At 72.5% G+C, this 19,925-nt stretch carries 18 protein-coding genes and 2 tRNA genes; 5 read left to right on the forward strand and 15 right to left on the reverse strand.

What is annotated here, in order from left to right; all coding sequences use genetic code 11:
* Positions 1-236: 236 nt before the first annotated feature.
* Both ACTT8P_RS07405 and ACTT8P_RS07410 read left to right on the forward strand, forming a co-directional pair.
* Entirely contained in the window at positions 237-1,550 is a 1,314-nt protein-coding gene (locus ACTT8P_RS07405; protein ID WP_442830729.1) for a cytochrome b/b6 domain-containing protein, read from the forward strand.
* Positions 1,550-3,163, forward strand: coding sequence for an NADH-ubiquinone oxidoreductase-F iron-sulfur binding region domain-containing protein (locus ACTT8P_RS07410; protein WP_442830730.1), 1,614 nt, complete (start codon positions 1,550-1,552; stop codon positions 3,161-3,163). Before ACTT8P_RS07405 ends, ACTT8P_RS07410 begins: the two co-directional genes overlap by 1 nt.
* Positions 3,164-3,233: 70 nt before the next feature.
* Here ACTT8P_RS07410 and ACTT8P_RS07415 read toward each other — a convergent pair.
* The 9 genes from ACTT8P_RS07415 to ACTT8P_RS07455 all read right to left on the reverse strand — a co-directional run bounded on the left by ACTT8P_RS07415 (position 3,234) and on the right by ACTT8P_RS07455 (position 8,206).
* A tRNA-Ala gene (locus tag ACTT8P_RS07415) sits at positions 3,234-3,306 on the reverse strand.
* 132 nt (positions 3,307-3,438) lie between these two features.
* Positions 3,439-3,672: a hypothetical protein gene (locus ACTT8P_RS07420; RefSeq protein WP_053750770.1), complete on the reverse strand. Its 234-nt coding sequence runs from the start codon at positions 3,670-3,672 to the stop codon at positions 3,439-3,441.
* Positions 3,673-3,904: 232 nt separating this feature from the next.
* A tRNA-Ala gene (locus tag ACTT8P_RS07425) sits at positions 3,905-3,977 on the reverse strand.
* An 89-nt stretch (positions 3,978-4,066) separates the two neighbouring features.
* Positions 4,067-4,738, reverse strand: a complete 672-nt coding sequence (locus ACTT8P_RS07430) for a histidine phosphatase family protein (RefSeq protein ID WP_442830731.1) — start codon at positions 4,736-4,738, stop codon at positions 4,067-4,069.
* The gene (gene rsfS / locus ACTT8P_RS07435) at positions 4,738-5,175 is read right to left on the reverse strand and encodes a ribosome silencing factor (RefSeq protein WP_442830732.1); all 438 of its coding nucleotides are present in this window, start codon (positions 5,173-5,175) and stop codon (positions 4,738-4,740) included. The genes ACTT8P_RS07430 and rsfS overlap by 1 nt, the downstream gene beginning before the upstream one ends.
* A gap of 79 nt (positions 5,176-5,254) precedes the next feature.
* Positions 5,255-6,985 carry a LytR C-terminal domain-containing protein gene (locus tag ACTT8P_RS07440; protein WP_442830733.1) on the reverse strand — a complete coding sequence of 577 codons (1,731 nt, stop codon included), beginning with the start codon at positions 6,983-6,985 and terminating at the stop codon, positions 5,255-5,257.
* 16 nt (positions 6,986-7,001) lie between these two features.
* Positions 7,002-7,694 carry a nicotinate-nucleotide adenylyltransferase gene (gene nadD, locus ACTT8P_RS07445; RefSeq protein ID WP_442830734.1) on the reverse strand — a complete coding sequence of 231 codons (693 nt, stop codon included), beginning with the start codon at positions 7,692-7,694 and terminating at the stop codon, positions 7,002-7,004.
* Between the two features lie 61 nt (positions 7,695-7,755).
* Positions 7,756-7,920, reverse strand: coding sequence for a hypothetical protein (locus ACTT8P_RS07450; protein WP_169808000.1), 165 nt, complete (start codon positions 7,918-7,920; stop codon positions 7,756-7,758).
* A gap of 130 nt (positions 7,921-8,050) precedes the next feature.
* Entirely contained in the window at positions 8,051-8,206 is a 156-nt protein-coding gene (locus ACTT8P_RS07455) for a hypothetical protein (protein WP_442830735.1), read from the reverse strand.
* Positions 8,207-8,330: 124 nt separating this feature from the next.
* On the opposite strand from ACTT8P_RS07455, the gene ACTT8P_RS07460 reads away from it, so the two are divergent.
* Positions 8,331-9,491, forward strand: coding sequence for a M48 family metallopeptidase (locus ACTT8P_RS07460; RefSeq protein ID WP_442830736.1), 1,161 nt, complete (start codon positions 8,331-8,333; stop codon positions 9,489-9,491).
* A 38-nt stretch (positions 9,492-9,529) separates the two neighbouring features.
* Here ACTT8P_RS07460 and ACTT8P_RS07465 read toward each other — a convergent pair whose 3' ends face one another.
* The 5 genes from ACTT8P_RS07465 to proB all read right to left on the reverse strand — a co-directional run bounded on the left by ACTT8P_RS07465 (position 9,530) and on the right by proB (position 14,536).
* Positions 9,530-10,600, reverse strand: coding sequence for an SCO2583 family membrane protein (locus ACTT8P_RS07465; protein ID WP_442830737.1), 1,071 nt, complete (start codon positions 10,598-10,600; stop codon positions 9,530-9,532).
* Between the two features lie 68 nt (positions 10,601-10,668).
* Positions 10,669-11,247 (reverse strand): SCO2584 family spore wall biosynthesis protein, encoded by a 579-nt coding sequence (locus ACTT8P_RS07470; protein WP_442830738.1) that lies wholly within the window; start codon positions 11,245-11,247, stop codon positions 10,669-10,671.
* Between the two features lie 82 nt (positions 11,248-11,329).
* A complete protein-coding gene (locus ACTT8P_RS07475; RefSeq protein WP_442830739.1) occupies positions 11,330-12,616 on the reverse strand; it encodes a glutamate-5-semialdehyde dehydrogenase in 1,287 nt (428 codons plus the stop codon).
* 103 nt (positions 12,617-12,719) lie between these two features.
* Positions 12,720-13,187, reverse strand: a complete 468-nt coding sequence (locus ACTT8P_RS07480; RefSeq protein ID WP_442830740.1) for a hypothetical protein — start codon at positions 13,185-13,187, stop codon at positions 12,720-12,722.
* 218 nt (positions 13,188-13,405) lie between these two features.
* Positions 13,406-14,536, reverse strand: a complete 1,131-nt coding sequence (proB, locus tag ACTT8P_RS07485) for a glutamate 5-kinase (protein WP_442830741.1) — start codon at positions 14,534-14,536, stop codon at positions 13,406-13,408.
* Between the two features lie 183 nt (positions 14,537-14,719).
* Here proB and ACTT8P_RS07490 point away from each other — a divergent pair, with 183 nt between their 5' ends.
* Together ACTT8P_RS07490 and ACTT8P_RS07495 are read left to right on the forward strand one after the other, a co-directional pair.
* Positions 14,720-16,156, forward strand: coding sequence for a polysaccharide pyruvyl transferase family protein (locus tag ACTT8P_RS07490; protein ID WP_442830742.1), 1,437 nt, complete (start codon positions 14,720-14,722; stop codon positions 16,154-16,156).
* 146 nt (positions 16,157-16,302) lie between these two features.
* Positions 16,303-18,405, forward strand: coding sequence for a hypothetical protein (locus tag ACTT8P_RS07495; RefSeq protein WP_442830743.1), 2,103 nt, complete (start codon positions 16,303-16,305; stop codon positions 18,403-18,405).
* Between the two features lie 212 nt (positions 18,406-18,617).
* On the opposite strand, the gene ACTT8P_RS07500 is transcribed toward ACTT8P_RS07495, so the two are convergent.
* Positions 18,618-19,844 (reverse strand): glycosyltransferase family 2 protein, encoded by a 1,227-nt coding sequence (locus ACTT8P_RS07500; RefSeq protein ID WP_442830744.1) that lies wholly within the window; start codon positions 19,842-19,844, stop codon positions 18,618-18,620.
* Positions 19,845-19,925 lie beyond the last annotated feature (81 nt).

Below are 19,925 nucleotides of genomic sequence, written 5' to 3' on the forward strand. Positions count from 1 at the left end.
AGAAGGCGTACGGCACGCATGGCGTCAGGGTACCGCAGTCCCCGATCGGGCCGCGACGGGCTGCCGGGCCCGGACACCGGCCGAGGTTTACTTCGCGTAACAGTCACTAAGGGGCATCACAACGAGCGCACAGCCATTTGGTAACGACGCAATAACTCAAACCTGGTACTCACAGGTATGGCGCCACTTAGAGTGCGGCACCGGGACCGCTTCCCCGAACCGCTCGGAGTGCCCCCATGAACCCATCCCTCGCCGCCACGGCGGACGACTCGTTCGCGGAGTTCCTCGATTTCGGCGCCGGCGTCCTGGCGCTGGTCTGCCTCAGTTGCTCGGTGATCTGGGGTCTGGTCGCCCAGGACCGGATCCTGCTCGTGGCCCGCCAGCGCATCCTGGCCCAGGCGGTGCACCGCGGCACCGCCGTCGCCTCGATCGTCTTCCTGCTGGTGCACGTCGGGGTCAAGCTGGCGCTGGCGCACACCACCTGGGTCGCCGCGGTGATCCCGTTCGGCCTGCTCCTCACCGACGACGAGCAGTTCGGCGGCCGGGCCTTCCTCATCGGCCTGGGCACCCTGGCCGGACTGCTCATGATCTTCGTGGGCGTCACCGGCGCCCTGCGCAACCGCTTCGCCTCCCCCGCCCCGGTCGCCGCCCGCTGGCGGGCCATGCACATGCTGGCCTACCCGGCCTGGAGCGCTGCCCTGCTGCACGGCCTGTACGCGGGCCGCGCCGCCAAGCCGGTCTTCATGGTCCTGTACGGCCTGTCCCTGGCCGGCGTCATGGCGGCCCTCGCGCTGCGCGCCGCCCCGGGCCCGGTCAAGCGCCGGATCGCCGACCGCGTCGCGACCCTCCTCGACCAGGGCGGCCGCCGGGCGGAGCGCGAGGAACCGGCCAAGGACGGCGCCCGCGCGGCGTCCAACGCCACCCTGCCGGGGTACGAGACGGCGGGCGTCCCCCGGCAGCGCACGGCCGCCCACCCGCAGTCGTACGAGGCCGCCGCCGCGCCGTATGCCCCCGCCGCCGCACCGTACGAAGCCACCGCGCCGTACGAAGCCACCGCGCCGTACACAACCACCTCCGCGCCCTACGCGCCCGCGTCCGCCGCCGCCCGGGAGCCCGTGAACGGGTTCGCCGCCGCCTACCGCGCCGTCTCCACCCCCCAGCACGGCCGGCCGCAGCCCGCCGCGCCCGACCGCACCGCCCCCATGGACCTGCCGCCGGACATCCGGCCGGCCGCGGCGCCCGCCGGTGCGATGCCCCCGGGCGGCTGGCCGGTCCCGTCCCCGCCGCCGGTCGGCGAGGCCCCGCCGTCGGCGTACGACCCGCTGACCGACACCGGACACACCATCCCGGCCTATGGCAATCCGGACCCCTACGGCTACCGGTCGAGTGACGTGTACGACACCGGTGAGACGAACACCGTGCCCGGCCCGTACTACCCGGATGACACGTACACGAGCGGTCCCGCCCCCGAACCGGCCCCCGGCGCGTCCTACGACTTCGACGCACCGGGGCCGGGTGAACCCTGGAACACGCCTTCCGGAGGCATCTAGTGAACGAGGCCCTGCCCGACGTCCCCGAAGTCCGCGTCGTCGGACTTCCGCAGCTCACGTCGGGCTTCGACCTTGTCGAACGTTTGGATCTGCCCATGCACCTGAAGGTGCACGGCCCGCTTGAACCCCTTGGTGGTGAACAGCTCGCCAAACTCGCCGAGGCGATCAATCTCCGGGGCCGCGGCGGCGCCGGTTTCCCCTTCCACAAGAAGCTGCGCTCGGTCGCCGAGGCGGCGATCAAGCGCGGCGTCCGCCCGGTCGTCGTCGTCAACGGCAGCGAGGACGAACCGGCCTGCCGCAAGGACACCGTCCTGATCAACCGGGCCCCGCACCTGATCCTGGACGGCGCGCTGCTGTGCGCCGAGGCGATGGGCGCGCGCACCCTGGTCATCGGCGTCACCCGGGAGTCCACCCAGCGCTCCATGGAGGCCGCGCTCGCCGAACGCGGCCTCAGCAACGGCCGCCGCTCCGCCCTCCGCGCGCGCGTGCAGCGCAATCCGGTGCGGATGGTCACCGGCGCCGCCGCCTCGCTGATCCGCTCCATCGACGGCGGCCCGGCGATCCCGCCCGGCCGCAAGATCAGCGCGTCGAAGAGCGGCGTGGGCGGCGCCCCGACCCTCCTGTCGAACGCCGAGACCTTCGCCCAGCTCGCCATCGCCGCCCGCATCGGCCCGGAGCGCTACGGCAACACCGGCCTGTACGACGAGCCGGGCACCGTGATGCTCACCGTCTCCGGGGCGGTCGCCCGCCCCATGGTGATCGAGGTCCCCACCGGCGTACCGCTGCGCTACGTCCTCCAGTTGGCCGGCGCCCCGCCGGTCCCCCAGGGGGTGCTGACCGGCGGCTACCACGGCAAGTGGATCGACTCGGCCACCGTCGACGAGGCGATCGTCTCCCGCAACTCGCTGGACGCGGTGGGCGGTTCGCTCGGCGCCGGCGCCATCCTGCCGATCGGTCAGGAGACGTGCCCGCTGGGCGAGTCGCTCAGGGTGGCACAGTGGCTGGCGGAGGAGAGCGCCGGCCAGTGCGGTCCCTGCTACCTGGGGCTGCCGGCCGCCGCGCGCGGTCTGGAGGACATCCTGAACGGCGGCGGCCCGGCCGCCCTGGAGGCGGTCAAGCAGGTCGCGCAGAACGTCAAGCGGCGCGGCGCGTGTTCGCACCCGGACGGCTCGGCGATGTTCCTGGAGTCGACCGTCAAGGCGTTCACCGACGACCTGGCCGCCCATGTCCTCGGCAACGGCTGCGGACGGCCCGTGGCGGGCGTCCTGCCGCTCTTCGAGGGGGGCCGGGCCCCGACGGGCGTCCCGGGCGGCGGCGCGTCCGAGGAGACCGGCCCCAGCCGCCAGAAGATCTACGTCGACTGGACGCTGTGCCGCGGCCACGGGCTGTGCGCGGACATCCTGCCGGAGGTCTTCCAACTCGGCGCGGACGGTTTTCCGACCGTGGCGCAGGCGGCGGTGCCGCGCTACGCGGAGGCCAAGGCGCTGCGCGCGGTGCGCCGCTGTCCGGCGCTCGCCCTGCGCATCGAGGAGGACACCCGCGCCCAGGCGCCCGCCCGGACCAACCTGCCGGTGCTCTCGCAGGGCCGCGGCCGCCGCGCGCTGGGCCGCTGAGCCGGCCGGCCGGCTGACTGACTGACGAAGAAACCCCCCGGATCATCGATCCGGGGGGTTCCTGTGATTGTGGAGCTAAGGAGAATTGAACTCCTGACCTCCTGCATGCCATGCAGGCGCTCTACCAACTGAGCTATAGCCCCGCGCTTTACCGCTTCGCTCCGCCGGGTTTCCCTGGCGGCGACGCCAACATTACACGGTCACCCGGGCCCAACACCAAATCGCTTCCGCTCCGCCCGGCATGCCCCTTTTGCCCGTCGCACGCGGTCACGCGGTCACGCGGTCACGAAGGAGTAGAACCGCTTGAGCGTGCAGTGTTCCTCCAGCAGGCGCCCGTAGATCGGCTCGCCCTCGAGTTCGCGGTACGTCTCGATGGGGTCGCCTTTTATGATCAGCGCCCGCGCGCACTCCTCGCACCAGTACTGGTACTCCGGGTTGACCGGTTCCATGTCGCGGACGATCGGGGTGCCGCTGCCGCACCAGTCGCACTTCCGCCTGTGTGCCCCCATGGATCAGCTCCAGCCTCCCTCCCGTCGGGCCGCGCCCCCTCCGGGCCGTTTGATTCTGCCACGGCCGGACCGACACGGTCAGCGACGCCTCAGTACCGGTACGGACACGGTGACCGGCGCGGATCTCCACCGGGCTATACGTCCGAGGGGCTCCTGGCGCTCAAGGAAGCAACGAAAAATCCCGCCCCTTGCGGGACGGGATTCACCGGGATCCTGTGATGCGATCCTTCTGTGGAGCTAAGGAGAATTGAACTCCTGACCTCCTGCATGCCATGCAGGCGCTCTACCAACTGAGCTATAGCCCCGGGCCGGTGTTCTTCCCGCTCGGCGGGGCGAACAAGAAGAACTTTAGCCTGCGACCTGCCGGAAAGTGAAATCCAGGCCGGGACGCCGCTCAGTCGTCGTCGCCGAGCACCGGCTCCGGCAGACTGCCGGCGTTGTGCTCGAGCAGCCGCCAGCCGCGCGCGCCCTCGCCGAGGACGGACCAGCAGCAGTTGGTCAGACCGCCCAGGGCCTCCCAGCTGTGCGCGTCCAGGCCGAGGAGGCGGCCGATGGTGGTGCGGATCGTGCCGCCGTGGCTGACCACGACGAGCGTGCCGTCCGCGGGCAGCTTGTCGGCGTACCGCAGCACCACGGGGGCGGCGCGGTCGGCGACCTCGGTCTCCAGTTCGCCGCCGCCGCGCCGGACCGGCTCGCCGCGCTTCCACGCCGCGTACTCCGCGCCGTGCCGGGCGATGATCTCCTCGTGCGTCAGCCCCTGCCAGACACCCGCGTACGTCTCGCGCAGGCCCTCGTCGTGGGCGACCTCCAGGCCGGTCAGCGCGGCCAGCTCGGCGGCCGTGTCGGCGGCCCGCCGCAGGTCCGAGGCGACGATCGCGTCGGGCTGGAGGCCGGCCAGCAGCCGGGCCGCCCGGCGGGCCTGGGCGACGCCGGTCCCGGTCAGCTCGACGTCCGTGGTGCCCTGGAAGCGGCGCTCCACGTTCCACAGTGTCTGGCCGTGCCGCCACAGGATGACGCGGCGCCCCCGGCCGGCCCCCCGGTCGGTCACCTCACCGGTGGCGCTCATCACCGGTCCCCGTCGAGGCCCGGCTCGGCGGCCTGCGTCCGGGCGTGCTCCTCGGCCTTGCCGCGGGTCGCCTTCGCGTCGGCGGGCAGCTCCAGCTCGGGGCAGTCCTTCCACAGCCGCTCCAGGGCGTAGAAGACTCGCTCCTCGCTGTGCTGGACGTGGACGACGATGTCGACGTAGTCGAGCAGGACCCAGCGGGCCTCGCGGTCACCCTCGCGGCGCACCGGCTTGGCGCCGAGCTCCTTGCTGAGGCGTTCCTCGATCTCGTCGACGATCGACTTGACCTGTCGGTCGTTGGGGGCGGAGGCCAGCAGGAAGGCGTCCGTGATGGACAGCACGTCACTGACGTCATAGGCGATGACGTCGTGCGCCAGCTTGTCGGCGGCCGCCTGGGCGGCGGTGTTGATGAGCTCCAGGGAGCGGTCGGTCGCGGTCACTACCAGGCTTTCGGTCGACGGTCGTTTGACACCAAGGGTCTCACGACCGCCGACCGCGCCCCGTGCGCTCACCGTCCGGTCACGACGCGGGCTCGTAGTCCTGGCCGAGGATCACCGACACCCGCGCGTTGCCGGACACCTCGCCCTTGGCGACCGTGCTGGTCGGCAGGCCGAGGGTCTTGGCGACCTCGGTGGCGTTCTCCTTGTCGGCGGCGTCCGCGTAGCGCACCTGCGAGGTGGCCCGGGCGGTGGAGGCGGTGCCACCCTCCACGAAGGTGAAGCCGCCGTTGACCAGGGTGACCCGGACCTTGGCGGTGTTGTCCTTGTCGCCGCTGGCGTTCTGCACGGAGACACTGACCGCCGCGCCCTCGTCGGGGCTCTTGGCGGTGCCGCCGAGCACGTCCTTGACGACTCCGGAGCTGTCCTCGGCGCTGAGCGTGCCGTCGTCCTGGACGGGCAGCAGGGCCGTCTTGTGGTCGCCGCCCTTGGCGAGGTCGGCGAGCGAGGCGAGGAACGAACCGAGGTCCTTGTCGGTCAGCGGCGGGTCGAGGATCATCCCCAGCGTCTGCACGGTGGTCGTCGCCGCCTGCGCGTCGGACGACAGCTTGCGCAGCACCCCGTGCATGACCTGCCCGAACCGCTCCAGCTGGGCGGACTGCGGCTCCCCGGACGCCTGGTAGGTGGCGTAGGCGACGGCCATCTTGCCGCTGAGGGTCTGCCCCTCGCCCTTGTGGACCAGAACAGCGGCGTCCTTGGCGTCCTTGGCGTCCGGGTCGGGGACGTCGGTGTCCGCGTCGACCTCGATGTTGCCGACCAGGTCGACGAGGTTCTGGAGGTAGGGGGTGTCCAGCCGCCAGGTGCCCTCGATGTCGGTGCCGAGCACGGAGTCCAGCGCGTCCTGGGTGGCGTCGGGGCCGTCGTCGTCGACCGACTTGGCCAGCGTGGTGACGGAGCCGTCGTCGCCGGACAGCGCCAGCGAGTTGGGCAGCAGCACGGTGGTGGCGGTCTTGGTGGTGGTGTTGTTCACGAGCAGCGCCGTGGAGGTGGAGCCGCCGTCCGTGTCGTGCAGGTGGAGGGCGATCACGTCGCGCTTCTGGGCGCCCGCCGCCGTCGTACCGCCGGTCTTCGAGTCCGACGAGGACAGGCCGGGGAGCTTTCCGGCGTACCAGAGGTAGCCGACGCCGCCCGCGGCGACGAGGGCGAGGACGACCACCAGGGCGACGGCACGCGCGCGTGCCCGGCGCCGGGCCTCCTCGCGGCGCTCGGTGCGGTTCTCCGTGAACTGCATCCAGTCGATGACGTCCTCGGAGTCGCCGTCCGGCTCCTCGACGAAGGCGAACTGCTCGGTGCGGTACTCCGGCTCCGCCGCGCCGGGGCCCTCCGGCTCCTCGCGCGGGCCCGCCTGCTGCGGGATGCGGGCGGTCTGCTCGGCGACCCGGGGCTGCCCGCCGGCGGCGGCGTAGGGGTCGTGGGCGTCGTAGGGGGTTTGCGGGGCGACGGGAGCCTGCCGGCCCGTGTCGTACGGGTCGTAGGGGCTCTGCGGGGGAACGGGGTCCTGCCGGCCCGTGTCGTAGCCGTTGCCGTTCCCGTAGGGGTCGTACGGGGCGGCGGGCTGCTGCCGGCCGCCGGTGCCGTACGGGTCGTAGCCGTAGCCCTGCTGACCCTGCTGCCCCTGTTGCGCGTAGGGGTCGTACGTCTGCTGCGGTGCCGGGGCCTGGCGGTAGACCGGCCGGCCGTACTCGTCGTAGCCGACGACTTCGTACGGGCCGTCCTGGCCGCCGCCGTGTCCCGCGTCGTATCGGTCGTTCACCGGTGCCCCTCTCGGCTCACTCGCCGCGGTACAGCTGACGCTTGTCGATGTAGCGCACGACTCCGTCGGGCACCAGGTACCAGACCGGATCGCCCTTGGCGACCCGCGCCCGGCAGTCCGTGGACGAGATGGCGAGGGCGGGGACCTCGATCAGGGAGACGCCGCCCTTGGGCAGGCCCGCGTCCGTCAGGGTGTGGCCGGGACGGGTGACGCCGATGAAGTGGGCCAGAGAGAAGAGTTCCTCGCTGTCGCGCCAGGTGAGGATCTGGGCGAGGGCGTCGGCGCCGGTGATGAAGAACAGGTCCGTGTCCGGGTTGAGCGAGCGCAGGTCGCGCAGGGTGTCCACGGTGTACGTGGGACCGCCCCGGTCGATGTCGATGCGGCTCACCGAGAACTGCGGGTTCTCGACGGTGGCGATGACCGTCATCAGGTACCGGTCCTCGGCGGCGGAGACCGCGCGGTGGCTCTTTTGCCAGGGCTGCCCGGTGGGCACGAACACCACCTCGTCGAGGTGGAACTGCGTGGCGACCTCACTGGCCGCGACGAGGTGCCCGTGGTGGATCGGGTCGAAGGTGCCGCCCATGACGCCGAGCCGCCGTCTGCCCGGTGTCGACGGGCCGTTGCCGGGCCCCGGGCGGTGCGGTGTGCCGCTTGGCGTGCCGCTCTCCGGGCCGTTCACCGGACCGGTAGGCATGTCCTGCTCTCCCATGCGTGCAGACCCTACCGGCCCCGGCGATACGTCTCGGCCGCCAGTTCCCCCGAGACGCCGCTCAGCGGTCCCGGTTGAAGCGCGTGGTGATCCACAGCAGCAGCAGCAGGATGACGAAGGCGCCGCCGCCGGTGAGGTAGGGGCTGAGGCTCTCGTGGTTGCCGCCGTGCTCCTCGCCCTCGGCGGCAAGGGTGACCAACTGGGCAGCGGTGCTGTGGAAGCTCATCTTCGGCAGGACCTATCGCGTGTGGGCGGGATAAAGACGTGGACTCATCGTATGCGGGCACCCCGCGCGCGATCACGCCGACTCCGCCGTTGGAGAGGGTCCGGGCCGCCCGGGGAACCTTCCGGCCGCCTCAGTCGTCCTTCGATTTGTAGCCGCGCAGCAGGAACCACGCGGTGAGCACACAGCCCAGCACCATCACGATCAGCACGATCTGGAGCAGGTGACTCGACCCGGGCTGCTCGGCGGCGGCCCCGGCGAGCCAGGCGGGGTGGGGGACATGCTCCATGACACGGACTCCTTCGGTGTACTGCCCGTCCACGGTATCTCCGCCTAGGCTGGGCTCTGCTTCGGGGGCACAAAGGACCGCACAAGGGTTCGCAAAGGTCACTAGGACGTACCTGGGGGAAGACATGGCCGACGGCCACCAGAGCAACGGGCACGAGCAGGTGCCCGGCAGGTCACGCAGGCGCTTCCCGGGGATCTCCTCGCGCGCGTACGAGCATCCGGCCGACCGCAGCGCCCTGGTGGCGCTGCGCAAGCTGAGCGGGTTCGACACGGTGTTCAAGGCGCTCAGCGGGCTGCTGCCGGAGCGCAGTCTGCGGCTGCTGTTCCTGTCCGACTCGGTGCGCGTCTCGGACCGGCAGTTCGCCCATCTGAACGACATGCTGCGGGACGCCTGCTACATCCTGGACCTGGAGAAGGTCCCCCCGATGTACGTCAACCAGGACCCGACACCGAACGCGATGTGCATCGGCCTGGACGAGCCGATCATCGTGATCACCACGGGGCTGGTCGAGCTGCTCGACGAGGAGGAGATGCGGGCGGTCGTCGGGCACGAGGTCGGGCACGCGCTGTCCGGGCACTCGGTCTACCGGACCATCCTGCTGTTCCTGACCTCGCTGGCGGTCCGGGTCGCCTGGATCCCGCTGGGCAACCTGGCGATCATGGCGATCGTGACCGCGCTGCGCGAGTGGTTCCGCAAGTCGGAGCTGTCCGCCGACCGCGCGGGGCTGCTGGTGGGGCAGGACCTCACGGCGTCGATGCGCGGCCTGATGAAGATCGCGGGCGGCAACCACCTGCACGAGATGAACGTGGACGCGTTCCTGGAGCAGGCCGAGGAGTACGAGGCCGGCGGCGACCTGCGCGACTCGGTCCTGAAGATCATGAACGTGCTGCCGCGCTCCCACCCCTTCACCACCGTGCGCGCCGCCGAGCTGAAGAAGTGGGCGGCGTCCCGGGACTACCAGCGGATCATGGACGGCCACTACCCGCGGCGCGACGAGGACAAGGACACCTCGGTACGGGACTCCTGGCGGGAGTCGGCGTCCAGCTACGCCACGCATGTGCGCACCTCCAAGGACCCGCTGATGAAGCTGGTCAACGACATCGCGGGCGGCGCCGGGGACCTCGGCGGCCGGGTGCGGCGGGGCTTCGGCGGATTCGGCGCCGGGCAGCCGGGGCCGGCCAAGGGGGCTGAGGGTTCCGGGGGCTCCGAGGGGTCTGGGGGCTCGGCGGGCCCGGAGGACTCCTCGGGCGGATCACCGGACGGCCCGCGCGAACCGCGCGACTGACCCCGGGGACCCGCGACCGGTCAGGCCGGTCAGGCCGGTCACGCCTTCGGCTGTGCGCTCTCGGCCAGGGTGCCGCACAGGGCGGTGGCGTCGCCCGTGGCGTACGGGTCGGTGCCGGCCGGGCCGCCCTCCTTGGCGGTCTGTCCGGCGAGCAGCGGGCGCAGGTACCCGGCCGAGTCCTCGGCGCAGGACAGCGGGCCGGCCTGGACCGAGGTGAGGGTGAGCCGGGCCTGGTGCAGCCGCAGGTCGTCCCGGTCGAAGCGGAAGCGCAGCTCGCGCCGGACGGTGAACAGCGACACCTCGGCGCGGCTGTCGCCGGTGGGCCGCAGCGGGTAGACGACGGTGTGGGTGGCGACCACCTCCAGGGTGGCCGAGTCGCTCTCCTGGGCCCGCAGCGAGCCCCGGACCCGGATCTCGGTGCCGGCCAGCTCCACCCGGGCCGGGTCGAAGCGGATCAGCCATCCGGTGGCCGCGTGCCGGCCGTCGGCGGCGGGCTCGGCGATGCTCTCGTCGAACTGGCCGGTCTGGTCGGGGTCGAGCAGTATCCGCACCGCGCGGGTCTCGCCGCCGACCAGCACCGCGGGATCGAGCGCCGAGCGTACGACGTACTCCTTGGCGGTGAGCAGGGCGTTCCTGACCTGCTCGTCGGCGAAGTGGGCGGTGCTGCGGTAGGGCGGCAGGGTGACGCCCGCGGCGCCGGCCCGGAACTGCGCGGCGGGGCTGTGCGCGAACAGCTGCCCGGCGTCGGCGCCGCCGGGCACCTTGCCGCGCGGGGCGAGCGGGACGACGGTCATCCGCACCTGCTCGGCGGGCTGCCGCGCGGCCGGGCTCTGGTAGGGGTGGCGGACGCCCATGTAGACGGCGGTACCGAAGGCGACGGCGATCAGCACGACCAGGATCAGGGCCTGCCGGGACAGTCCGCCGCGGCGCAGCGGCGGGCGGCGGCGCACGGCGGGCGCGTGGTCGGCGATGCGTTCCTGGGCGGAGAACTCCTGGAGGTGGGCAGCGCGGACGAACGATTCGTCGAAGACGACGGACCGGTATTCGTCGTCGCCGCCTCCGGGGGCGCCCTCGGGTGTCCCCTCGGGCGGGTCTGAGGGCCCTCCCATATCTTCAGGGTAGGTCTCCGGACCCCCGGGTAAACGCCGTGGTACAGGACAACTTGCCCGAGCGCCGCTCAGGGCGTGCGCGGGATGACCGGGACGGCCGGCTGGGAGTAGTCGGCGGAGGCCGAGGGGGTGGCGGCGCCGCTCTGCTCGGGGCCGGTGGAGGCGGGCGGCGGTCCCTGGTCCCGGTCGCGGTCCGCGGCGGCGCCCCGGTAGACGGCGGAGAAGGCCAGCGCGACCATGCCGATGCCCATCACGAGAGCGAGCATCCAGGCGACCGGGCGGTGCCAGCGGACCTGCTTGCCGTAGCTCGCGGGGGCGCCGTAGGGGCGGTCGAGGGGGTCGACGTCCTCGTCGGGGTCGTCGTAGTCGGGGTCGGCCGGGTCGTGGCCGGGCTCGCCGTAGCCGTCGTCGTAGCGCTCGCCCCTGGTGCGGGCGCGGCGGGCGGCCTCCGCCTCGGAGGCCTCCGCTCTGGCCTGGGCCGCGGCCAGCAGCCGTTCGACCGCGGTCGGCTCGTGGACCCGGGCCGCCCGGACGAAGTCCTCGTCGAAGACCACGGAGGCGAACTCTTCGTCCGACACCCCGCGGTCGTGGTCGTCGTCGGGCTCCCAGCCGTCAGGGAACGGCGTGCCCCCCACGTCCTCCGGCACCGTTCCAGAGTAGACCTGGGGGGTCATTTTGGGCAGACGGTGTGGAAATTCATCCGGTCTCATCCGCCGGCGAGACGACGGTTCAGCGCCGTACGTGTCCGTCGCCGGTGACGATGTACTTGGTGCTGGTCAGTTCCGGCAGGCCCATCGGGCCGCGGGCGTGCAGCTTCTGGGTGGAGATGCCGATCTCGGCGCCGAAGCCGAACTGGCCGCCGTCGGTGAAGCGGGTGGAGGCGTTCACGGCGACGGTGGTGGAGTCGACCAGCTGGGTGAAGCGGCGGGCGGCCTGCTGCGAGGTGGTGACGATCGCCTCGGTGTGGCCGGAGGTCCACAGCCGGATGTGTTCGACGGCCCGGTCGAGGGAGTCGACGACGGCGGCGGCGATGTCGTAGGAGAGGTACTCGGTCTCCCAGTCCTCCGGCGTGGCCTCGACGATCGTCGCCCGGGAGTCCTTGGCGTACGCCAGCACCCGTTCGTCGGCGTGCACGGTGACGCCGGCGTCGGCGAGGGCGTCCAGGGCGCGGGGCAGGAAGTCGGCGGCGATGTCCTGGTGGACCAGCAGGGTCTCGGCGGCGTTGCAGACGCCGACCCGCTGGGCCTTGGAGTTGACCAGGATGTCGACGGCCATGTCGAGGTCGGCGGCGGCGTCGACGTAGACGTGGCAGTTGCCGGTGCCGGTCTCGATGACGGGGACGGTGGACTCCTGGACGACGGTGTTGATCAGCGAGGCGCCGCCGCGCGGGATCAGTACGTCGACCAGGCCGCGGGCCCGCATCAGCTCGCGCACGCTGTCCCGGTTCTCGCCGGGGACCAGCTGGACGGCGTCGGCGGGCAGGCCGGCGCCGCCGACCGCGTCGCGGATCACCCGGACCAGGGCGGTGTTCGACCGGTAGGCGGAGGACGAGCCGCGCAGCAGGACCGCGTTGCCGGACTTCAGGCAGAGGGCGGCGGCGTCGACGGTGACGTTGGGCCGGCCCTCGTAGATGATGCCGACCACGCCGAGCGGGACCCGGACCTGGCGCAGGTCGATGCCGTTGGGCAGGGTGTTGCCGCGGACCACCTCGCCGACCGGGTCGGGCAGCGCGACGACGTCCCGTACGTCGGAGGCGATGGCCCGCACCCGCTCCGGGGTGAGGGTCAGCCGGTCGATGATGGCCTCGGGGGTGCCGGCCTCGCGGGCCTTGGCCACGTCCTGCGCGTTGGCCTCGACGATCTCGCTGGTCCGGACCTCCAGGGCGTCGGCGACGGCGAGCAGCGCGTCGTCCTTGACGGCCCGCGGCAGCGGCGCGAGGTCGGCGGCGGCGGCCTTGGCCCGGTAGGCGGCCTGGGTGACCGGGGTCATCGAGTCGTACGGCGAGAGCGTGGTCATGGGGGAAGGGTAGTGCGCGGGGCGGGCCCGTTCAGGGCGTGTCCCACACCCCGAGACGGGGGGTTCGGGGGGTGGTACGGCGGGGCCGGGATGCACTCCGCGGTCAGAAGGGATGCACTCCGACCGGTGTGGCCGGGGCCGGTCCGTAGCCCGCCGCGATGCGCTGGTGGTAGGTGACGCGGTCGATGACCTCCAGGCCGACGATCTCCCAGGGCGGCAGGCCCGCGGTCTGCCGGTGCTCGCCCCACAGCCGCAGCGCGACGGCCGCGGCGTCGTGCAGGTCGCGGGCCTCCTCCCAGTACCGGATCTCGGCGTGGTCGTCGGCGTAGCGGCTGGTCAGCAGGAAGGGGTGGTCGTGGGCGAGCTGTTCCAGGGCGCGGCGCACCTCGGGCAGCGGGGTGCGGGCGCCGGAGACGCTGAGGGTGACGTGCCACAGGCGCGGCACCTCCTCGGACCCCTGGTCGGGGAAGCGGTCGCCGGCCGCGACGCTGGTCAGGGCGCGTTCCTCGCCGGCCGCGCGGGAACCGGCACCGCCGCGGGACGCCGCCGCCCCCGGGCGCACTCGTCTCACGACGGCCTCCTTCTCGCTCGCGCGTCGCCCCGGCGCGGTCGGCCCGGACTCTTGTCGCTGCTTGTCGCCTGCATGTCGCCTGTATGTCACCGCTTGCGGCTGTTTGTCGCCGCTTTTGTCCCTGCGGCGAGCCCCTTGGACAAAGTTGAGCAGGCCGCACGGCATCGCGGGGCGATTTTGCGGAACGTCCACCACCGGTGCGGGGACGTTTCGACCCATTACGGGTGCAGGATCACCAGATCGTCCCTGTGTACGACCTCACGTTCGTACGCGGGTCCGAGGTCGCGGGCCAGCTCCCGGGTGGAGCGGCCGATCAGCCGGGGGATCTCCTTGGCGTCGAAGGAGACCAGGCCGCGGGCGACCGCGCGCCCCGTGCCGTCCCGCAGTTCGACCGGGTCGCCCGCGCCGAACTCGCCCTCGACGGCGGCGATCCCGGCGGGCAGCAGCGACTTGCGGCCCTCGACCACCGCGCGCACCGCCCCGTCGTCCAGGGTGAGCGCGCCCTGCGGCGCGGAGGCGTGCTGGAGCCACAGCAGGCGGTGGGTGGAGCGCTTGCCGGTGGGGGGGAAGTAGGTGCCGGTGTCCTGGCCGGTGAGCGCGTCGGCGGCGCGCACGGTACTGGTGAGCACCACCGGGATGCCGGCCGCGGCGGCGATCCGGGCCGCCTCGACCTTGGTGACCATGCCGCCGGTGCCGACCCCGGCCTTGCCCGCGCTGCCGATCTCGATGCCGGCCAGGTCGGCGGGTCCGGCGACCTCGGCGATGCGGGCGGTGCCGGGGCGGCTCGGGTCGCCGTCGTAGACGCCGTCGATGTCGGAGAGCAGCACCAGCAGGTCGGCGCGGACCAGGTGGGCGACGAGGGCGGCGAGCCGGTCGTTGTCGCCGAAGCGGATCTCGTCGGTGGCGACGGTGTCGTTCTCGTTGACGACCGGGAACGCGCCCATCGCGAGCAGCTTGTCCAGGGTGCGGGCGGCGTTGCGGTGCTGCGAGCGGCGGCTCATGTCGTAGGAGGTGAGCAGGACTTGGCCGACCCGGACGCCGTAGCGGGCGAAGGAGGCGGTGTAGCGGGCGACCAGCAGGCCCTGGCCGACGCTGGCGGCGGCCTGCTGGCGGGCCAGGTCCTTGGGGCGCCGGGTCAGACCGAGCGGCGCGAGGCCGGCGGCGATGGCGCCGGAGGAGACGAGCACGATCTCCCGCTCCCCCGCCGTGCCGCGCACCTTGGCGAGTACGTCGACCAGCGCGTCGACCCGGTCGGCGTCCAGGCCGCCGGCCGCCGTGGTCAGCGACGAGGAGCCGACCTTGACCACGATCCTGCGGGCCGCACCCACGGCCTGCCTTGCCCCAGCCACCTGTACTCTTTCCCCTCGCGTCCGACCTTTCCAGCAATCTACGCGAACCCGGTCCGGCGCCGTGCGGCGGTCCACGCTGCGGACAGACATCCCGTGACCGTTCGCTCACGCAACGCACTTGGCCAGAAAGTTGTGCCGAATGCCAGTAGAAATCAAAAGGCTGACAAACATACTGTGAACACCGTGTCACCATCAGACTCCGCGGCGCCCCGCACGAAACGCATCCTGCTTCGTTCCGGCAAGAGCCCCTTCGATGTCGTCCCCGTCGAGCAGGCCCTCCACCGGGACGTCATCCTCACCAACGCAGGCAACCTGATCTTCAGCGACGCCTCGCACAAGATCCTCCAGACGCCCAACGTCGAGGTGTTCTCCAACAAGAACAAGATCGACGTGACCGCGGCGGCCCGGATCAACGAGGAGTACGACGCCTTCGTGGTGCCCCTCGCCAACGCCTTCCGCCCGTCGTTCGAGCCCGTGCTCCAGCGGATGACCCAGTTCATCCGCAAGCTGCGGATCCCCGTGGTGGTGCTGGGCGTCGGCGCCCAGGCCGGCCTCGACCAGGATCCGGCCCGGCTGAAGCCCTTGGAGGCGAGCGTCCGCTCGTTCGTCTCGGCGGTGCTCGACCGGAGTGCGTCGATCGGCGTGCGCGGCGAGTTCACCGAGCAGTACCTGCGGAACATGGGCTTCCGGGACGTCGAGGTGATCGGCTGCCCCTCGCTGTTCATGCACGGCCGGGAACTGCGCGTGGAGAAGCGGGTGTCCGAGGTGACCACCGCCTCCCGCATCGCCATCAACGGCTCGCACTCCGCCGTCAAGGGCCAGGGCCTGGACCAGATCATCCGGCGCACCCACGAGCGCTACCCGAACCTGACCTTCATCTGCCAGAACCTCAGCGACGCGCGGCAGTTGCACTGGCGGGACATGTCCGACTCGAACGCCAAGGTCACCGGGATGCCGTCGCACCCGGACCACCCGATGTACGCCGAGGACAAGGTCCGGGTCTACATCGACCCGGTCACCTGGATCGACGACCTGCGCGGCTACGACTTCTCCTTCGGCTCCCGCATCCACGGCAACATCGCCGCCCTGCTCGCCGGAACGCCCGCGACCGTGCTGACCGCCGACTCGCGGACGCTGGAGCTGTGCCGGTACTTCGAGATACCGCACCAGCGCATAGACAAGCTCCCCGCCGACCTCGACCCCGCCCGGCTGTACGAGGAGGCCGACTTCAGCGGCCTGGTCGGCAACCACGCCGAGCGCTTCGACCGGTTCACCGGGTTCCTCGACAAGAACGGCCTGGAGAACACCTTCACGCACGGCGACGGCGGCGTGGCCTTCGAGAAGAAGCTGCGCTCGCTGTCCTTCCCGCCCGGCGTCCGGCCGTGGCTCGGCGAGCCCGCCTCCGTCACCGAGCGGGTGGGCTTCCTGTACGGCCGGGTCGCCGCGCTCACCTCCGAGAACAACAAGCTGAAGCGGGAGCTGAGCCAGGCGAAGAGCAAGGCCAAGGCGCAGGCGAAGGCCGCGACGGCTGCCGCGACGCGGAAGCCCGCACCGACCGACAGTTCGGTGATCCGCCGGGCCCGCCGCGTGGTGGGCCGCGCCTTCCAGTCGGGCCGTTAGGGCCTGTTGGACGCACCCCGCCGGACCGTCGGCGGGGTGCATAGCACGGCCCTCACTCCAGGGTTCCGACGACACGCGCGTGTCGTCGGAAGGTGGGCGCGCGTTAACCGGGGAGCCCGCTTCGCGACGACCCTGGAGTGACCGCAGTGCCCGAACCCTCGTCCCGCCGGTGGCTCGTGGCGCGGCCCCGCCGCCGCCCGTTCACCGCCAAACTGCTCGTTCTGGCCGCTCTGGCGGCGGCCTTCACCGCACAGGCGCTCGGCGCGCTGCTGCCGAACGTGCCGCTGCTGCTCCTCGCCACCGCCGCCTCGCTGGCCGCCGAGGGCGCGGTGTACCGCTGGCAGCGCGGCATGCTGTCGCTGCTGACCAAGTCGCACGCGGACGTCACGGTCCGGCACGTGCTGCGCGACCTGCTGCTCGTGGTGGGCCTGCTGCGGCTCGGCGAGCAGCCCCGCGAGACGGTGTACGCCCCGCTGGTGGCCGGTCTGCTGGCCTGTTACGTGCTGCACTGCGCGATCCAGGCGGTCTCCGTACTGGTCCGGCGCAGCCGGGCGCTGCCGGTGGTGACCCGCAACATCGACGCCTCGGCGCTGCGGCTGTCCCCGGCGCCGCCGGTCCTGCTGCGCCGCCCCGGGCACCGGCTGCTGGTCTTCGGGCTGCCGGCCACCGGCGGGCTGCTGGCCACCGTGGCGACCGACGCGCCGCTGTGCGGGGCGGCGGGCCTGGCCGTGTCGCTGCTGTGCTCGGTGGCCGGGCTCGGTGCCCTGCTGCTGCGGCTGCTGCCGGGCCGCCGGCCCGCCGGTGAGCAGGAGGTGCTCGACTGGTTCGACGCGTGGCTGGCGGAGTACGAACCGACGGTCGGGCTGTACTTCTCCGGTTCCAAGGACTCCGCGTACCAGGCGAACATGTGGCTGGAGCCGCTGGCCCGGCTCGGTGGCCGGCCGGTGGTGGTGCTGCGGGAGCGGTTCATGGTGCAGAAGATCGCGGCCACCGACGTACCGGTGGTGTGCCTGCCGAAGGTGTCCACGCTGATGCGCCTTGAGCACTCCACGCTCCAGGTCCTCATCCACCCCTCGAACTCCGGCAAGACCTCGCAGGTGCTGCGCATCCCGACCATCAAGCACGCCTTCGTCAACCACGGCGAGAGCGACAAGCTGTCCTCCTGCAACCCCTACGCCAAGGCGTACGACGAGGTGTGGGTGGCCGGCCCGGCGGCGCGCGAGCGGTACGCGCTGGCCGAGGTCGGCGTCGAGGACAAGGACGTCGTGGAGATCGGCCGCCCGCAGCTGGACGCGGTACGCCCGTACGCGGGGCCGCCGGCCGGCCGGTACACGACCGTGCTGTACGCGCCGACCTGGGAGGGCTGGGACGGCAACCCCGGCAACACCTCGGTGATCGCGGCCGGGGAGAACCTGGTCCGGGCGCTGCTCGCCGATCCGGGCGTCCGGCTGGTGTACAAGCCGCATCCGCTGACCGGGACGGTGGACCCGCGGGCCGGGGCCGCCGATCTGCGCATCCGGGAGCTGATCCGGGCGGCGGACCGGGGGCGGTCGGCGGCACGGCCGGCCCACTCGGCGGAACTGGCCGAGCACGCGGCCCGGTTGGAGCGGCTGACCAGGTCGGTGCCGCGGGCCGGGGCGGACCAGGTGGAGCGGATGCTCGCGCAGGCGGCGCCGGAGCCGGGGCGGGCCGCGGCGGTGGCCGAGGCGGCGGCCGGCTGGAACGCGGCGTACTGGGCGGCGCTGCCGGAGGGCGAGCACCGGATCGTCACCGAGGCGCGGCCCGCGCTGTACTCCTGCTTCGACCAGGCCGATCTGCTGATCAGCGATGTGTCGAGCGTGATCAGCGACTTCCTGGCGAGCGGGAAGCCGTACGCGGTGGCCAACACCAGCGGGCTGTCCCAGGAGGCGTTCCGGGTGGCGTTCCCGACGGTGGCGGCGGCGACCGTGCTGACGCCGGACGCGGCCGGGGTCCCGGCGCTGCTCGCGGCGGTGCGGCAGCCGGAGCGGGACACCTTCGCCGCGGCCCGCGCGGCGCTGGCGCTGCGGCTGCTGGGCCCGGCGGAGCCGCCCGCCCAGCAGCGCTTCGGCGCGGCCGTACGGGCCCTGGCGGAGTCGGCCCGCGACCACCGCACCCGCACGGCCGGCCGGCTGACGGCGGACCTGCCCGGTCAGCGGCAGGAGAAGCAGCCGCCGACACCCGGGGCCGCCGCCCCCGGCACCCCGCCGAGGGCCGGCCGGCACCGCTGACGCCGCGGGCGGCCGGGGAGGCCCGCCCGCCCGGTCCGTGGCAGCGGGCTCCGGTATGTATCCACCTCGTCACACCGCCAAGAGCCGGCCCCCGCCGACGACGTCGGGCGAGGCGGCCGGCAGCAGCCGCCCCGCCCGGGGCGAGTCGCCCCGGGAACTCCGGGCCCCGACCGCGGAATCACCGGGTCAGCCGCGACAGGCTCCCGCGCCCGTCACGCCGCCGCCGGCCGGTCGCCGCTCTTGGGGTCGCGGGAGGGCGGGAGGGTCCGGCGGGCGCGGTGCAGGGCGCGGCGGAGCAGGGAGCCGGCCGGCTGTTCCACGTAGCCGAGGAAGGGGCGGGCCTCGCGGCCGCGGGCCCGGTACAGCTCGTCGGGGATGCCCGCCTTCCGGTCCCGGAAGTGCGGGTAGACCAAGTAGAGGTGCCGCCCGCCCTTCTCAAGGAGGGCGGCCGCCTGCTTCTTGGCCCGGATGAACTCCACGATGTCGTCCAGGAGTTCGGTCTGCCGGGTGGCCACCAGGTGCATGCGCAGCCGCTCGTTGACCTTCAGCCGGTCGGCGATGCCCGGGGTCCAGTAGGCGTCCAGCAGGGGCTTCGCCAGGTCGAGCTTGTGCTGCCGGACCTTTTCGGTGTCCTTCAGCCAGCGCGGGCCGAACTGGGCCAGCAGCGTGACGCCGAAGGGGCGGACCATGAGCTGGTCGCGCCGGGCGCCGGCGGGCACCAGCTCGGCGATCAGATCCATCAGGGCGCGCGCGTGGCCGAACCGCCCGGGGTAGGTGGAGGTCTTCGTCACGTGCTTGCCGTCGTCGCGGCCCACCAGGTAATAGCAGGTGTAGTCGGCGAGCACGGAGACACCGTCGGCCCGCAGGTACGCCTCCATCGTGAACAGCGCGTCCTCGCCGCTGAACAGGGACTCGTCGAAGCGCATGCCGTGCCGTTCCAGCAGCGCGCGGCGGAACAGCTTCTGGGCGGTGAGCGTGAACTTGATGTTGGAGGAGAAGACGTCCGTGCGCTCCAGCGACGTGCGCCACACCGACTTGGGGGCCTTGCGGTTGATCCCCTCGATGCGGCCGACGACCACGTCCGTGCCGGCCCGGTCGGCCAGCGCGACCATCCGGTCCAGCGCCTCGGGGCCGAGCCGGTCGTCGGCGTCGAGGAAGAACACGTAGCGTCCGGTGGCCCTGGCCAGGCCCACGTTGCGCGGGCCGCTGGGGCCGCCGGAGTTCTCCTGCCGGATCACCGTGACCGGCATGGGGGCGCGGGCGGCGAACTGCTCCAGGTAGTCCCCGGTGCCGTCGGTGGAGCCGTCGTCCACCGTGATGACCTCGACGCGCGTCGGGTCGATGGTCTGTGCCTCGACGGACGCCAGGCACTCGACCAGATACGGCATCGCTTCGTACGCGCCGATGATCACAGTGACATCAGGCTGCGGCACGGTCACTTGTTCCCCCTGGTCATGGGATTTTTCCCCGCGTTGATGCTGCGTTACCTCTTTGGTCACCGGTTAGACGGGTGACCGGGG

The sequence above is a fragment of the Streptomyces sp. JW3 genome (assembly GCF_052216785.1).
Taxonomy (GTDB): Bacteria; Actinomycetota; Actinomycetes; order Streptomycetales; family Streptomycetaceae; genus Streptomyces.

What these genes read in the sequence shown, in the direction of transcription:
- ACTT8P_RS07405 (WP_442830729.1), top strand. Translation starts at nt 237, where the DNA reads ATGAACCCATCCCTCGCCGCCACGGCGGACGACTCGTTCGCGGAGTTC.
- ACTT8P_RS07475 (WP_442830739.1), bottom strand. Translation starts at nt 12,616, where the DNA reads ATGACCACGCTCTCGCCGTACGACTCGATGACCCCGGTCACCCAGGCC.
- ACTT8P_RS07460 (WP_442830736.1), top strand. Translation starts at nt 8,331, where the DNA reads ATGGCCGACGGCCACCAGAGCAACGGGCACGAGCAGGTGCCCGGCAGG.
- ACTT8P_RS07465 (WP_442830737.1), bottom strand. Translation starts at nt 10,600, where the DNA reads ATGGGAGGGCCCTCAGACCCGCCCGAGGGGACACCCGAGGGCGCCCCC.
- ACTT8P_RS07455 (WP_442830735.1), bottom strand. Translation starts at nt 8,206, where the DNA reads ATGGAGCATGTCCCCCACCCCGCCTGGCTCGCCGGGGCCGCCGCCGAG.
- nadD (WP_442830734.1), bottom strand. Translation starts at nt 7,694, where the DNA reads ATGGGAGAGCAGGACATGCCTACCGGTCCGGTGAACGGCCCGGAGAGC.
- ACTT8P_RS07420 (WP_053750770.1), bottom strand. Translation starts at nt 3,672, where the DNA reads ATGGGGGCACACAGGCGGAAGTGCGACTGGTGCGGCAGCGGCACCCCG.
- ACTT8P_RS07450 (WP_169808000.1), bottom strand. Translation starts at nt 7,920, where the DNA reads ATGAGCTTCCACAGCACCGCTGCCCAGTTGGTCACCCTTGCCGCCGAG.
- ACTT8P_RS07430 (WP_442830731.1), bottom strand. Translation starts at nt 4,738, where the DNA reads ATGAGCGCCACCGGTGAGGTGACCGACCGGGGGGCCGGCCGGGGGCGC.